This window comes from Mariniflexile fucanivorans (assembly GCF_004341235.1).
Lineage (GTDB): Bacteria > Bacteroidota > Bacteroidia > Flavobacteriales > Flavobacteriaceae > Mariniflexile > Mariniflexile fucanivorans.
In genome coordinates this window covers 193,278-207,168 of sequence record NZ_SLUP01000009.1, presented here as the reverse complement: position 1 = coordinate 207,168, position 13,891 = coordinate 193,278, and the positions used below count along the sequence as shown (strand labels likewise).

Sequence of the window (13,891 nt, the reverse complement as noted above, 5' to 3'; positions counted from 1 at the left end):
TTACCATGTTTTAAATGGTTTTTTACTTAACTGCGAATTGTAATATTTTATATTGCCAGTAACTTCTTCACCTAACCAATTGGGTTTTTCAAAATTTTCATTTTCGAATCCTAATTCAACTTCAGCAATAACCAATCCTTCATTATCACCAAAAAATTCATCTACTTCAAATGTATGCTTTCCTGTTTTAACTTCATAACGGGTTTTACCAATAATTCCTGGTTCACAAAGTTTTAAAAGGGCCTCGGCTTCTTCTATCAAAATGTCTTTTTCCCATTCAAATCGCGATAAACCATCAGTAGTAGACACGCCTTTTACGGTTAAAAAACCTTTGTTTCCTTTCAGCCGAATTCTTACCGTTCGCTCCTTGTGTGTATTTAAAAACCCTTGAATAATTCTAGTACTTTTAAAAGCCTGCTCTTTGTATATGCTTGAATTTACCAAAAATTTACGTTCAATTTCTACCATTTATTATCCTAACTATTTTAACTAAATTACTTGTTGAAAGTACCACTACAAAAATGGCATTTAATGCCTAAATTTACGGTATGTTGAGCGATTTACCAATACGAAAAATTATTCATGTTGATATGGATGCATTTTATGCTTCTGTAGAGATACTGGACAACCCAGAACTTAAAGGTAAACCAGTTGCTGTTGGTGGTGGTGGTAAACGTGGTGTTATAAGTGCTGCAAGTTATGAAGCCAGAAAATTTGGTGTAAGAAGTGCCATGGCCGGAAATTTAGCCATTAAATTATGTCCTGAACTTATTTTTGTAAAACCAAATTTTGAGCGTTATACTGAAATTTCAAAAAAAATTAGAAAAATATTTTTTGATTATACCGATTTAGTGGAGCCATTATCGTTGGATGAAGCTTATTTAGATGTTACCAATAATAAAAAAGGAAACCCAAGCGCCTCATTAATTGCACAAGAAATTAGAGCGCGTATTTTTAATGAATTAGGCTTAACAGCATCAGCAGGCATTTCTATAAACAAATTTGTAGCTAAAGTTGCTAGTGATTACAATAAACCTAACGGACAAAAAACGGTGAACCCCGAAGAAGTTATTGGTTTTTTAGAAGCACTTGATATTCGAAAATTTTATGGGGTTGGTAAAGTAACTGCCGAAAAAATGTATCAATTAGGTATTTTTACTGGAAATGATTTAAAGTTAAAATCCCTTGAATATTTAGATTCACATTTTGGGAAATCTGGTAGTTATTATTATTATGTGGTAAGAGGGATCCATACTAGTGAAGTGAAACCCAACCGTATTAGGAAAAGTTTAGCTGCCGAACGTACCTTTAGCGAAAATTTATCGAGCGAAGTGTTTATGCTTGAAAAACTTGAACAGATAGCTAGTGAAGTCTCCCGTAGGTTAGCAAAAAGCAAGGTTTCTGGAAAAACAGTGACTTTAAAAATAAAATACAGCGATTTTACCTTACAGACCAGAAGCAAAACATTGCACTATTTTATTAGCGATAAAGCATTAATATTAGATACCGCAAAAGATTTGCTTTATCAAGAAAGATTAAATAACTCGGTGCGTTTATTAGGTATTAGCTTATCCAATCTAAATACTGAAACAAAAAAAGTAATTGAACAAAAAAGTGTAAGCGTTCAACTAAAGTTTGGATTTTAATTAACTGAAATTAATTCTTTTTGTCTCATTTTCCTGTTCTTTGAAAGAAATCTTAATTCAAGAAAGTGCCAAGATAAAACAGCAAAAACAAGCGTAACCAGCAATACAAAAACACTTGTTAAAACTGGATTATAAATATTAAAAAATCCATAATAAACAACTAGTTGAATTATTGGAAAATGATAAATATAAATACCATATGTGAAATCTCCATATTTACCAAAATTATTCAACCATTTAAAGCTATAAGCAAAATAAAAGACCATAAAACCATAAGCAATTGGTTTTAAATATTGAGTTTCAAACACATATTGCTCAACTAAAAACAATATTAAACAAGGTAAAATTATATAATGTTTATACTTTAATAAGAATGAGAAATTTCTATAAAACATAATTCCAACTACAAAAAAAGCTAATGCACCTGGCAATTGCTTAGCGATGCGATAATTATCTATAGAAACAAAATAATTAAAATAAGCTACAGAAATTAAATAAACGATGGCACTCAAAAAATATATATTTACTCTTTTACTCTTAACTAACCAGTAAAAAACAGGCACTAACAAATAAAAAGCCTCCTCTATTTTAATAGTCCAGAGCGCTCCATTTACTGCACAAATTAAATTAGTGGTAAAAACCCCAGGAAGACAAGGTTGCAAATAATTTTGAAATGTTAAGTTAGCTAATAGATACTTCCAAAATTCACCACTAAAAAAATACTGATTAATTGAATAAGTGGAAATTAATGAAAAAAATATTGCAGAAAGTATAATCACAAAAAAATAAGCAGGCACAATTCTTTTTATTCTTCTAAATAAATATTCTTTTATACTATTAGTGTTTTCGTAACTTTTTGCAATTAAAAACCCACTAATAACAAAAAACCCGTCTATTGCTAAACGGGTATTAAAATATATTTGGTAAGGTTGAAACAATTCAATTTCAGCTAATCCTATCATGTGGGCAATTGCTACTGTGGTAGCAAAAACAACTCTTAAAAAATCGAAATTATTGGTGTTAATTTTATTCAAAAGCCGGTTAGAGATTATCTGAAGTTAAAAACCTTAATTTGTAATCTCTCTAACACGTAACGTATTAACCATACCTTTTTCTGCAATTGGCATGGAGGCTAAACTAATTACCATATCTCCTTTAGATACATATCCATTGTCTCTTGCTAATCTATTAATATCACCTACAGTTTGATCAGTAGATACGAATTTGTCATAAAAGAATGCTTTAACTCCCCAAAGTAAACTTAATTGAGTTAAGATACGCTTGTTTGATGTAAAGACTAAAATATGACAAGAAGGTCTCCAAGCCGAAATTTGAAATGCAGTATAACCACTATTCGTTAAGGTTGAAATGGCTTTAGCATCGATTTCGTTTGCCATTATAGCCGCATGATAACAAATAGATTTTGTTATAAAACGATTGGTACGAATATGTGGTGCTAATTGAGGTACTTTAATTAATGGTGAATCTTCAACATTTTTTAAAATATTTGCCATTTGTTTTATAACCTGAACTGGATATTCACCCACAGATGTTTCCCCTGAAAGCATTACGGCATCAGCACCATCCATTACAGAGTTTGCAACGTCGTTTACTTCTGCACGGGTTGGTGTTAAACTAGTAATCATAGTTTCCATCATCTGGGTTGCAATAATTACTGGTATTCTAGCTTTTTTAGCTCTTAACACTAATTGCTTTTGGATAAGTGGCACTTCTTCAGCAGGAACTTCTACACCTAGATCGCCACGAGCCACCATTAAACCATCACAATTTGCTACAATAGCATCTATATTCGTAACAGCTTCAGGTTTTTCGATTTTTGCTATAATAGGAATTTTATGATCACTATGCTTTTCTATTAAATCGCGTAGTTGAATTAAGTCTTCTGCATGACGCACAAATGATAAAGCCATCCAATCTACATCTTGACTTATAGCGAAAATAGCATCTTCTATGTCTTTTTCGGTTAAGGCAGGTTGTGAAATGTTTGTGTTTGGTAAGTTTACTCCTTTTTTAGATTTTAATGGGCCTCCTTGAATTACTTTGGCTTTAACCTCAGTTTTTCCGTCGGTTGAAACCACTTCAAAAATTAATTTTCCATCGTCTAAAAGAATACGCTCACCTGGTTTTGCATCTTGAGGAAACCTATCGTAGGTCATGTAAACGCGGTCTTTTGTACCTTCAAATCGTTCACCTGTTGCAAATATTATTTCATCACCTGGGTTTACTTCAACTTCCTCTTTCATTACCCCAACACGAAGTTTAGGTCCTTGTAAATCGGCTAATATAGCAGCAGTAAAACCAAATTCTTCATTTAGTTCTCGTATCATTTTTATACGTTCTGCTACGTCTTTATAATCGGCGTGAGAAAAGTTAATTCTAAATACATTAGCACCTTCTTCTAGCATTCCTTTTAATACTTCTTTTGTGCTTGTAGCGGGACCTAATGTAGCTACTATCTTGGTTTTTTTTCTTAATGGCATTAGTTAAAAATTAAATTGTCTTTTGATTTTAATTGATTAATATCAATACTAAAGGCTGTTGCTACTTGTTGTATTTCTAATATTTTATTTAAAATAAGTTTTTCTTCACTTAAATTGAATTCGTTATCTATTTTTAAAAAATAGTTAACAGCCTTATGTTCTGGTACTAAATATGTTGTTTTTGTTAATTTTTCTTCTGTATTAAATAGAGAATTGAAATTATCTGGTTTATAAGTTTCCGTTTTACAAATATTGGATACTAAACTCCAAGTTGTAAGTTGTTTAGAATCTTCCCATTCAAAAATTGAATATGTGGCATTATTAAAACTAAAATCTAAATTTGATTTTCTTCGAGTAAGATTGATACTCAAATGCTTATTTAGAAGATATGCTAAACGATAATCTTCAATGGTACAATGAATTGCTATTAAAGTGCCTTCTACCTCTTCAAAAAAATCATCTAGAATAAGTTTGTGTACTGCCATAACTTATATTAAACGTTGTAAAGATAGCATTTAAAAACATTCCATTGTATAAGTTACATGAATCTTAGCATGAATAATAACTAAAACGTTATAGTTAAATGGCCCGATTAAATCGTTCTAAAGCATTTTAGACATTTTGTTTTGGAACACAAAAAAAGCACGTTTTGAAGCTTTTTCTTCAGCTTTTTTCTTTGAAGTGGCTCTTGCTTTGGAAACAACTTTATTATCTATAGATAATTTAACCGAAAAATGTCTTACTTCATCATTTCCGGTATCTTCATATACATTATACCCAAATGTTCTTTTCTCTTTTTGGCACCATTCTATCAATAAACTTTTGTAGCTTATTACTTTACCTTCTAGGGTTTCGATATCTACATAAGGTGTAATAACACGTTTGTAAATAAACTTTTCACAGTATTTATACCCTCTATCCAAAAAAATAGCGCCTACTAAAGCCTCAAATAAATTACCGTGTATGTTATCTCCAAACTGTCCGGGAGGTATTTTACTTTCTACTAAACCAATTAGGTTTAACTCCCTTCCAAGTTCATTTAAGTGCTCCCTACTTACTACTTTAGAGCGCATTTTGGTTAAATAGCCTTCATCTCCAGAAGGTACTTCGAGATATAAATGAGAAGCGATAACGGCACTTAGCATAGCATCTCCTAAAAACTCTAATCGTTCATAATTAATAGCATTTCCCTTGCTATCCTTAATGTTCATTGAGCGGTGTGTAAAGGCTTTTTTATAGAAATTAATATCTTTAGGCTTAAACCCCAGAATGTTAATTATTTCCATAAAAAAATTCCCGTTGCGTTTAAAACGGGAATTTAATATGTTACGAATGTTTTTCATTCGGGATTCAGTCTAATTTTTTGAATACTACACAAGCGTTATGTCCGCCAAATCCAAATGTATTACTCATTACTACTTTAACATCGCGCTTTTGAGCTTTGTTTAAAGTTAAATTTAATTCTGGATCAATGTTTTCGTCAACCGTTGTGTGGTTTATAGTTGGCGGAATAATACCATGTTCCATTGCCAATATAGCCGAAATAGCCTCTATAGCTCCTGCTGCACCCAATAAGTGCCCAGTCATTGATTTTGTTGAATTAATGTTTATAGCCTTCGCATGACTGCCAAAAACTTCTGAAATTGCTTTCAACTCGGCGACATCACCTAATGGTGTAGCGGTTCCATGTGTATTAATATGGTCTACATCTTCTGGTTTTAAGCCTGCATTTTCTAAACAATTTTTCATTACGGCAACAACACCTCTTCCTTCCGGATGTGGCGCTGTCATGTGGTAAGCGTCAGAAGATAAACCTCCTCCAACAAACTCAGCATAAATTTTTGCTCCTCTTGCTTTCGCATACTCGTATTCTTCTAAAACAAGTGCACCAGCACCTTCCCCAAGCACAAAACCATCTCTGGTAGCATCAAATGGTCTTGATGCTGTTTCTGGACTTTCGTTTCTAGTTGAAAGCGCATGCATTGCGTTAAAGCCTCCCATTCCAGCAATGGTTACTGCTGCTTCACTACCTCCTGTAACAATTACGTCACAATGCCCTAAACGTATAGAGTTTAGTGCATCAAACATAGCGTTTGCAGAAGACGCACAAGCAGAAACCGTTGTGTAATTTGGCCCCATAAAACCATATTTAATGGATATGTTTCCGGGCGCAATGTCTGCAATCATTTTAGGAATAAAGAACGGATTAAATCTGGGCGTTCCATCACCTTTAGCAAAGTTTAAAACTTCTTCTTGAAAGGTTTCTAAACCTCCAATACCTGCTCCCCATATAACACCTACCCGTAGTTTATTAATGGTATCTAAATCTAACTTAGCATCAGCAATTGCCTCATCGGCAGCCACCATAGCGTATTGTGTAAATTTATCCATTCTACTGGCCAGTTTTCTGTCAATAAAATCGGTAGCATTAAAGTTTTTTAATTCGCAAGCGAACTTCGTTTTAAACTTTTCGGTATCGTAATATGTTATAGGCGCAGCACCACTTTTTCCACTTATTAAGCCTTCCCAATATTCATCTTTGGTATTGCCTATAGGTGTTAAAGCCCCTAAACCCGTGACTACAACTCGCTTTAATTCCATAAATGTTTGGCTTATTTTGCAGCTTCTATATAAGAAATAGCTTGACCAACTGTTGCTATATTCTCAGCTTGATCGTCTGGAATTTGGATATCGAACTCTTTTTCGAATTCCATTATTAATTCTACAGTGTCTAAAGAGTCTGCTCCTAAATCGTTTGTGAAGCTTGCTTCAGTTACAACTTCGTTCTCATCAACTCCTAATTTGTCCACGATAATCGCTTTTACTCTTGATGCAATGTCTGACATAATATTTAATTTTAAGTTTTAATTAAGTCGCAAAAATAAAAAACTTTATTTTATAATTTGCTATTCTGTTAAAAATGTATTGGTAATTTACTAAAATTACTTTTAAGTATTTCAAATTTAACTCTTAATTGTTAATAATTATTCTTTTTTTTGTTAGAATATTTAAACATTCTTGTCTGTAAAATGAAACGTATAGTAATTTTTGCTTCCGGATCTGGAACTAATGCTGAAAATTTAATCAAGTTTTTTCACAACAGAGAAAATGCGTCTGTTATTCAGGTGCTTACTAACAATCCCCATGCCAAAGTTTTAGACCGATGCAAAACTCTTGGAGTTAGCGCATTGTCTTTCAACAAAATAGCGCTCACAAAAACAAATGATGTTCTTAATATTTTAAAAGCCTCAAAGCCCGATTTAATTGTTTTGGCTGGCTTTTTATGGAAATTTCCAGAGTTTATTCTGGATGAATTTCCTAATAAAGTTATTAATGTACACCCCGCATTATTACCAAAATTTGGCGGAAAAGGCATGTATGGCATGTACGTTCATGAAGCCGTTGTAGCCAACAAAGAACCCGAAACTGGCATAACAATACACTATGTAAATGAACATTATGATGAAGGCGCCATCATTTTTCAAGCAAAATGTAATGTAACTTCATCAGATTCTGCGGAAAATGTAGCTGCAAAAATCCACGAATTGGAGATGGAACACTTTCCTAAAGTGGTAGATGATCTGTTAAATTCCAAAAATTAAATTCCAAATTCCAAAAAAAATCCCGTATTAATCAGTAAAATCTGTGTCTAAAAAGAAAAAAAAATATTATACCGTTTGGAAAGGACACAAAACAGGTGTTTTTGAAACTTGGAACGATTGTAAAGCACAAATTACCAATTTTGAAGGTGCTCAATACAAGTCGTTTGAAAGTTTTGATGCCGCCAAAGAAGCTTCAAAAGGTAATTATTTTAATTATATAGGTAAAAAGACTGATTTTAAAAGTGAATTATCTTCCATTCAACTAAAAAAAATTGGGCAACCTAACTATAATTCCATTTCGGTTGATGCAGCTTCAAGCGGTAACCCAGGCATTATGGAATACCGTGGCGTAGATACCAAAACTAAAAAACAACTGTTCATTCAAGGCCCTTTTCCAGAAGGCACTAATAATATAGGTGAGTTTTTAGCATTGGTACATGGGTTGGCATTACTAAAAAAAAACAATAGTGACCGCATTTTATACACCGATAGCAAAACGGCTATGAGTTGGGTGAAAAAGAAAAGCTGCAACACCAAATTAGAACGTAATGAAAAGAACAAAATATTATTTGAACTGGTAGATAGAGCCGTAAATTGGCTAAAATCAAACACCTACAAAACCGTTATTGTAAAGTGGGAAACCAAAGCATGGGGAGAAATTCCTGCCGATTTTGGCAGAAAATAAGTAATTAGGAGCTTTTTATAGTCGCTACTTATTTTTAATTACACCAGGTTAAAAATTATTACATTTGTAAACCATCAACAAAGAACCTTCATAAAAATTGCATAAAAATCAACCGTCCGATATTGGTGCATTACTTTTAGACATTGGCGCTATGCTAATGAGTTCTGGAGCAAATACCAACCGCATACGCCTTACCATACAGCGAATAGGTAAAAGCTATAACTTTAAAACCGACTTTTTAATTACCCATAGAGCCATTATGCTTACGCTAAAAGACTCGAATGGCAATATGTGTTTCAATGAATTGAAACAAACCTATACGCATACACCTAATTTTAAAATAGTTAGTGGGCTAAGCAAATTAAGCTGGCAAATTGTGGAAGAAAAATTACCAGTAGAAAAAGCAAGTAAGGAACTTAAAAGATTAAAAGCACTTCCTCATTATCCGCGGTTTATAGTTTTATCGGTTGTTGCATTTGCTTGTAGTTCCTTTTGCCGTTTAAATGGTGGTAATTTTATTGAAATGCTTCTTGTTTTTATTGCCGCTTTTTCAGGTATATTTTTAAGACAAGAATTAGCTAAGAAAAAAGTAAACCCATACTTTACCATATGTATTGCTTCCTTTTCATCGGCCACCATAGCTGGAACTTTAGGCTTATTTTTGCCCTATCAACATGATAATATCATTTTCATAACTTCTATATTATATCTAATTCCGGGGATTCAATTAATTAATTCTATTACAGATATACTGGATGGAAACACTATTAATGGTTTAGTTAGGGCATCTATTGGTATTGTAGTGTCATTCGCTATTTCAATAGGACTGCTATTAGCAATTTTAATATTTAATACCAATTAAAATGGATGTGACTATCTTTATTGAAAAATGGATTTGGTTCGGCACCGCTGCTGTTGGGTTTGCCATTATATTTAATGTTCCTACCAGAACACTTATCCCCACATTTTTAATGGCTTCTATAGGTGGTGTGGCAAAGTTGCTGTTCTTACCTTATACAGGCATCGTATTTAGCACTTTAATTGGCTGTATGGTCATTGGGCTCCTTAGTATTTTTGCTGCACATTTTAAGCATTCACCTCCTTTTATTTTCGCCATTCCTGCTGTTATTCCCATGGTTCCGGGTTCATTTGCCTATTACACTATGAAAGGTTTTATTAAACTCGCTTACAATACTAATCCAGATGATTTTGTACCCATATTATATGATACCGTTACTAATGGAAGCAAAACCTTATTTGTGCTAATGGCAATCACACTTGGTGTTTATGCACCCATGTTATTAACCAGAAAAGAGTCGGCAAAACAAATTAAAATTCCTTTACTAAAGAAAGCTAAGAAATAAAAGTACTGTATAAATCGAATACTAAATAGCTTCCAATTTTAAAGTTTAATAGTATATTTGCACAAAAATATCACAAAACTTTCATGAGCAAATTAGTAATTGTTGGCACCGTAGCTTTTGATGCTATTGAAACGCCTTTCGGTAAAACCGATAAAATTCTTGGTGGTGCTGCAACATTTATTGGTTTAGCAGCTTCACATTTTAATATTGATGCGGCAGCAGTTTCTGTTGTTGGAGGCGATTTTCCTCAAAAATATTTAGATCTTCTATCTAATAAAAATATAGACATTTCAGGTATTGAAATTGTTAAGGAAGGAAAAACATTCTTTTGGAGTGGTCGTTATCATAACGATATGAATTCAAGAGACACATTGGTTACCGAGTTAAACACACTTGCAGATTTTAAGCCCGTAGTTCCTGAAAATTATCGTGATGCTGAAATAGTTATGTTAGGAAATCTACATCCTATCGTCCAATCTAGTGTATTAGACCAAATGGTTAATAAACCGAAACTGGTTATTTTAGACACTATGAATTTTTGGATGGATAGCGCCCTTGAAGATTTACACAACGTTATGAAACGCGTAGACGTTATTACCATAAACGATGAAGAAGCACGACAACTTACCGGAGAATACTCTTTGGTTGTAGCTGCTAGAAAAATTCATACTATGGGACCTAAATATGTAGTGATTAAAAAAGGAGAACACGGTGCTTTATTATTTCATAATGATAATGTGTTTTACGCACCAGCTCTACCACTAGAAGAAGTGTTCGATCCAACAGGTGCTGGAGATACCTTTGCTGGTGGATTTGCTGGCTACATAGCTAAAACAGGCGACACCTCTTTTGAAAACATGAAAAATGCTGTAGTTTTCGGATCAACATTAGCCTCGTTTTCTGTTGAAAAATTTGGAACTGAACGCATGGAGAATTTAGAAAGTGAAGAAGTACATAATCGATTGTTGCAATTTAAACAATTAACGCAATTTGATATAAAATTATCATAAACCAACGCGCTCAAAATAGAGCGCGTTTTTAATTTAAATACTAATTTTTCATTTCAGCAAAATCAAAAATTCTTGAATTCAACGAAATGAAATATAATTAATGAGTAAAGCGAAAATCTTTAAAAATGAGTGATTCAATAAAACACGAATGTGGCATAGCTGTTTTAAGACTTTTAAAACCGTTAGAATTTTATAAAGAAAAATATGGCACTGCTTTTTATGGGGTAAATAAAATGTACCTTATGATGGAAAAACAGCACAACCGCGGGCAAGACGGTGCTGGTTTTGCAAGCATTAAGCTAGACACAAAACCAGGTGAACGCTATATTAGCCGAGTGCGATCCATCGCGCAACAACCCATTCAAGATATATTTGCTCAAATAAACGACCGTGTTAATAAAGAGTTTTTAGCCCATCCAGAATATACCGATGATGTTGCTTTACAAAAAAAACACATTCCCTATATAGGCGAGGTGTTTTTAGGCCATGTGCGTTATGGTACTTTCGGAAAAAACAGTGTAGAAAGTGTACATCCATTTTTAAGACAAAATAACTGGATGCACCGTAATTTAATAATGGCTGGAAACTTTAACATGACCAATGTTAAAGAATTATTCGCCAACCTTATTAGGCTTGGTCAGCATCCAAAAGAGTATACCGATACCATTACTATTATGGAAAAAATTGGTCACTTTTTAGATGATGCCGTTAGTAAAATATACAAACAGGTAAAAAAAGAAGGTTTTAATAAACATGAAGCGTCTCCATTAATAGCCGAACGATTAAACGTTGCAAAAATTTTAAGAAAAGCAGCTAAAAATTGGGATGGTGGTTATGCGATGGCAGGATTGATTGGACATGGTGATTCGTTTGTGTTAAGAGACCCAGCAGGAATTAGACCAACTTATTATTATATGGATGATGAAGTTGTGGTGATAGCTTCAGAACGACCTGTTATTCAAACCGTATTTAATGTAAAATTTGAAGACGTTAAAGAATTAGAACCAGGACATGCCATTATTACTAAAAAATCTGGGAAGGTTATTATCAAAAAAATATTAGAGCCTTTAGAGCGCAAATCGTGTTCGTTTGAGCGTATTTACTTTTCTCGTGGAAGTGATGCTGAAATTTATCAAGAACGAAAAATGCTTGGTAAATTATTGATGCCAAAGGTTTTGGAGGCAATTGATAACGATACAAAAAATACCGTGTTTTCTTATATTCCAAATACTGCAGAAACATCTTTTTTCGGAATGATTGAAACAGCTGAAGCATCTCTAAACAAAAAGAAAACAGCCGCTATTCTAACAGGACAACGTTCTATTTCAGCAGAAAAAGTAACCGAAGTTTTATCGGAACGTATTAGGGTAGAAAAAATAGCGATTAAAGATGTTAAACTAAGAACTTTTATTACTGAAGATAGTAGTAGAGACGATTTAGTTGCGCACGTTTACGACGTTACATATGGCGTTATAAAACCAACCGATAATTTGGTAATTATTGACGATAGTATTGTAAGAGGTACTACTTTAAAAAAGAGTATTTTAAAAATACTAGACCGTTTAAACCCTAAGAAAATTGTTGTAGTCTCATCGGCACCACAAATACGCTATCCGGATTGTTATGGGATTGATATGGCAAATCTTGAAAGCTTAGTTGCTTTTAAAGCAGCACTAGAGCTATTAAAAGAAGCTGGCAAATACCATATTGTAGAAGATGTTTACAATAAATGTATAGATCAAACGGAATTGGAAGATGTTCATGTACAAAACTTTGTAAAAGAAATTTACGATCCATTTACAGACGAACAAATTTCTGATAAAATAGCTGAAATTTTAAGTCCTGATGATATTAAGTCTGAAGTTAAAATCATTTTTCAGTCGGTTGAAAATTTACATAAAGCATGTCCAGAGCATTTAGGCGACTGGTACTTTACAGGAAACTATCCTACAGATGGCGGTAACCGTGTTGTAAACCGTGCCTTTATTAACTTTTACGAAGGCAACAAAGAACGTGCTTATTAATTTATTATATAATCATTTTATAGCCCTAAGCTATAATAAAAACGCATTTAAACAGATAAAATAGCAGTTTATCTAAAAAATATCAAGGTTGTCTAAAATACATCTAAATTAGAATCACCATAACATAAGTAGGTTAAGTTCATGGTAGATTTGGGGCAAAAAAAGGTGAACATCTGTTCGCCTTTTTTTATGCTTTTTAATTTGTACAAAAACTACAAATAAATTTAATAAAATCGCTTAAGCCAATATATTAGCCGTTTAACTAAAATATTTTTCCATACGCTTAAGCCATGATACATTTGCTTCACCATAACATAAGTAGGTTAAGTTCATGGTAGATTTGGGGCAAAAAGGTGAACTCTCGTTCACCTTTTTCATTTTATAAACTTTCGTAAAAATGACGTCTCGCCTTTACAACTAATAGCTTTTATTTCTTCTGATGGTTACAATTTCAAATTAAGCTAAAAATTCGCTGTTGAGTATCATGGGTATTACTAACCCAACTACAATAGCAGAAATAACCATAATCCAATCGCGTTTGTTAAACCTAAAGATGGTTTGCATAATGTAACCCAATAGTAAAACGGCAAACACAATAATTATTTGAGCAAGTTCTATGCCTAAAGCAAATTCTAGTAATAGCACTATTTTGTTGTCGTTATCACTTAACAACATTTTAAATTCGCGAGCAAATCCCAAACCATGTATTAAACCGAAAAATAGGGTTGATAAAAATAGTACGCCTACCTTTTCCTTTTGGGCACCTTTGCCTGATGTGAATACATTAAATAACGCTACAATTAATATGGTTATTGGAATTAGAAATTCTACCATGGTTGCCTTAACACTAATAATGTTGTAGACAGCTAAAATTAGGGACAACGTGTGTCCTAAAGTGAACATGGTGATTAATAAAAAAACACGTTTCCAGTCTTTAAATAAATATGGAACGGTTAAAACTATAAGAAATAATACGTGATCGTAGGCTTTTACATCAAGTACGTGATTGATGCCATATTGAACGTTGAACCAAAAATTATCGAACATAACATTATTAGT

15 protein-coding genes are annotated in these 13,891 nt (G+C 33.0%); 7 read left to right on the top strand and 8 right to left on the bottom strand.

Annotated elements, in window-relative coordinates:
- Positions 1–468 carry a CYTH domain-containing protein gene (locus EV196_RS17430; RefSeq protein WP_132219057.1) on the bottom strand — a complete coding sequence of 156 codons (468 nt, stop codon included), beginning with the start codon at positions 466–468 and terminating at the stop codon, positions 1–3.
- Positions 469–548: 80 nt separating this feature from the next.
- On the opposite strand from EV196_RS17430, the gene dinB reads away from it, so the two are divergent.
- Positions 549–1,646, top strand: a complete 1,098-nt coding sequence (gene dinB, locus EV196_RS17425; RefSeq protein ID WP_132219056.1) for a DNA polymerase IV — start codon at positions 549–551, stop codon at positions 1,644–1,646.
- On the opposite strand, the gene EV196_RS17420 is transcribed toward dinB, so the two are convergent.
- The 6 genes from EV196_RS17420 to EV196_RS17395 form a co-directional block, all read right to left on the bottom strand.
- Complete coding sequence (locus EV196_RS17420; protein WP_165876192.1) at positions 1,643–2,680, bottom strand: acyltransferase family protein; 1,038 nt, start codon at positions 2,678–2,680, stop codon at positions 1,643–1,645. The genes dinB and EV196_RS17420 overlap by 4 nt on opposite strands.
- Before the next feature lie 33 nt (positions 2,681–2,713).
- Positions 2,714–4,147: a pyruvate kinase gene (pyk, locus tag EV196_RS17415; RefSeq protein ID WP_132219054.1), complete on the bottom strand. Its 1,434-nt coding sequence runs from the start codon at positions 4,145–4,147 to the stop codon at positions 2,714–2,716.
- Complete coding sequence (locus tag EV196_RS17410; RefSeq protein ID WP_132219053.1) at positions 4,147–4,632, bottom strand: IPExxxVDY family protein; 486 nt, start codon at positions 4,630–4,632, stop codon at positions 4,147–4,149. Before EV196_RS17410 ends, pyk begins: the two co-directional genes overlap by 1 nt.
- Positions 4,633–4,749: 117 nt before the next feature.
- A complete protein-coding gene (gene rnc, locus EV196_RS17405; RefSeq protein ID WP_132219052.1) occupies positions 4,750–5,490 on the bottom strand; it encodes a ribonuclease III in 741 nt (246 codons plus the stop codon).
- A gap of 7 nt (positions 5,491–5,497) precedes the next feature.
- Complete coding sequence (fabF, locus tag EV196_RS17400) at positions 5,498–6,748, bottom strand: beta-ketoacyl-ACP synthase II (RefSeq protein WP_132219051.1); 1,251 nt, start codon at positions 6,746–6,748, stop codon at positions 5,498–5,500.
- Between the two features lie 11 nt (positions 6,749–6,759).
- The gene (locus EV196_RS17395) at positions 6,760–6,993 is read right to left on the bottom strand and encodes an acyl carrier protein (protein WP_007647141.1); all 234 of its coding nucleotides are present in this window, start codon (positions 6,991–6,993) and stop codon (positions 6,760–6,762) included.
- Positions 6,994–7,176: 183 nt separating this feature from the next.
- Between EV196_RS17395 and purN the strand changes: the two genes are divergently transcribed.
- The 6 genes from purN to EV196_RS17365 all read left to right on the top strand — a co-directional run bounded on the left by purN (position 7,177) and on the right by EV196_RS17365 (position 12,832).
- A complete protein-coding gene (gene purN, locus EV196_RS17390) occupies positions 7,177–7,749 on the top strand; it encodes a phosphoribosylglycinamide formyltransferase (RefSeq protein ID WP_132219050.1) in 573 nt (190 codons plus the stop codon).
- Positions 7,750–7,792: 43 nt separating this feature from the next.
- Positions 7,793–8,434, top strand: a complete 642-nt coding sequence (locus EV196_RS17385; protein ID WP_132219049.1) for a ribonuclease H1 domain-containing protein — start codon at positions 7,793–7,795, stop codon at positions 8,432–8,434.
- Between the two features lie 97 nt (positions 8,435–8,531).
- Positions 8,532–9,296, top strand: coding sequence for a threonine/serine exporter family protein (locus EV196_RS17380; protein ID WP_132219048.1), 765 nt, complete (start codon positions 8,532–8,534; stop codon positions 9,294–9,296).
- Position 9,297: 1 nt separating this feature from the next.
- Positions 9,298–9,798 carry a threonine/serine exporter family protein gene (locus EV196_RS17375; protein WP_132219047.1) on the top strand — a complete coding sequence of 167 codons (501 nt, stop codon included), beginning with the start codon at positions 9,298–9,300 and terminating at the stop codon, positions 9,796–9,798.
- A gap of 83 nt (positions 9,799–9,881) precedes the next feature.
- Positions 9,882–10,808, top strand: coding sequence for a PfkB family carbohydrate kinase (locus tag EV196_RS17370; RefSeq protein ID WP_132219046.1), 927 nt, complete (start codon positions 9,882–9,884; stop codon positions 10,806–10,808).
- A gap of 125 nt (positions 10,809–10,933) precedes the next feature.
- A complete protein-coding gene (locus EV196_RS17365; RefSeq protein ID WP_132219045.1) occupies positions 10,934–12,832 on the top strand; it encodes an amidophosphoribosyltransferase in 1,899 nt (632 codons plus the stop codon).
- 456 nt (positions 12,833–13,288) lie between these two features.
- On the opposite strand, the gene EV196_RS17360 is transcribed toward EV196_RS17365, so the two are convergent.
- Positions 13,289–13,879, bottom strand: a complete 591-nt coding sequence (locus tag EV196_RS17360) for a HupE/UreJ family protein (RefSeq protein ID WP_132219044.1) — start codon at positions 13,877–13,879, stop codon at positions 13,289–13,291.
- Positions 13,880–13,891: the final 12 nt, after the last annotated feature.

Coding starts and splice junctions, on each gene's coding strand:
- fabF (WP_132219051.1), bottom strand. CDS start 6,748: ATGGAATTAAAGCGAGTTGTAGTCACGGGTTTAGGGGCTTTAACACCT.
- pyk (WP_132219054.1), bottom strand. CDS start 4,147: ATGCCATTAAGAAAAAAAACCAAGATAGTAGCTACATTAGGTCCCGCT.
- purN (WP_132219050.1), top strand. CDS start 7,177: ATGAAACGTATAGTAATTTTTGCTTCCGGATCTGGAACTAATGCTGAA.
- EV196_RS17395 (WP_007647141.1), bottom strand. CDS start 6,993: ATGTCAGACATTGCATCAAGAGTAAAAGCGATTATCGTGGACAAATTA.
- EV196_RS17375 (WP_132219047.1), top strand. CDS start 9,298: ATGGATGTGACTATCTTTATTGAAAAATGGATTTGGTTCGGCACCGCT.
- EV196_RS17370 (WP_132219046.1), top strand. CDS start 9,882: ATGAGCAAATTAGTAATTGTTGGCACCGTAGCTTTTGATGCTATTGAA.
- rnc (WP_132219052.1), bottom strand. CDS start 5,490: ATGAAAAACATTCGTAACATATTAAATTCCCGTTTTAAACGCAACGGG.
- EV196_RS17430 (WP_132219057.1), bottom strand. CDS start 468: ATGGTAGAAATTGAACGTAAATTTTTGGTAAATTCAAGCATATACAAA.
- EV196_RS17360 (WP_132219044.1), bottom strand. CDS start 13,879: ATGTTCGATAATTTTTGGTTCAACGTTCAATATGGCATCAATCACGTA.
- EV196_RS17410 (WP_132219053.1), bottom strand. CDS start 4,632: ATGGCAGTACACAAACTTATTCTAGATGATTTTTTTGAAGAGGTAGAA.
- EV196_RS17365 (WP_132219045.1), top strand. CDS start 10,934: ATGAGTGATTCAATAAAACACGAATGTGGCATAGCTGTTTTAAGACTT.
- dinB (WP_132219056.1), top strand. CDS start 549: ATGTTGAGCGATTTACCAATACGAAAAATTATTCATGTTGATATGGAT.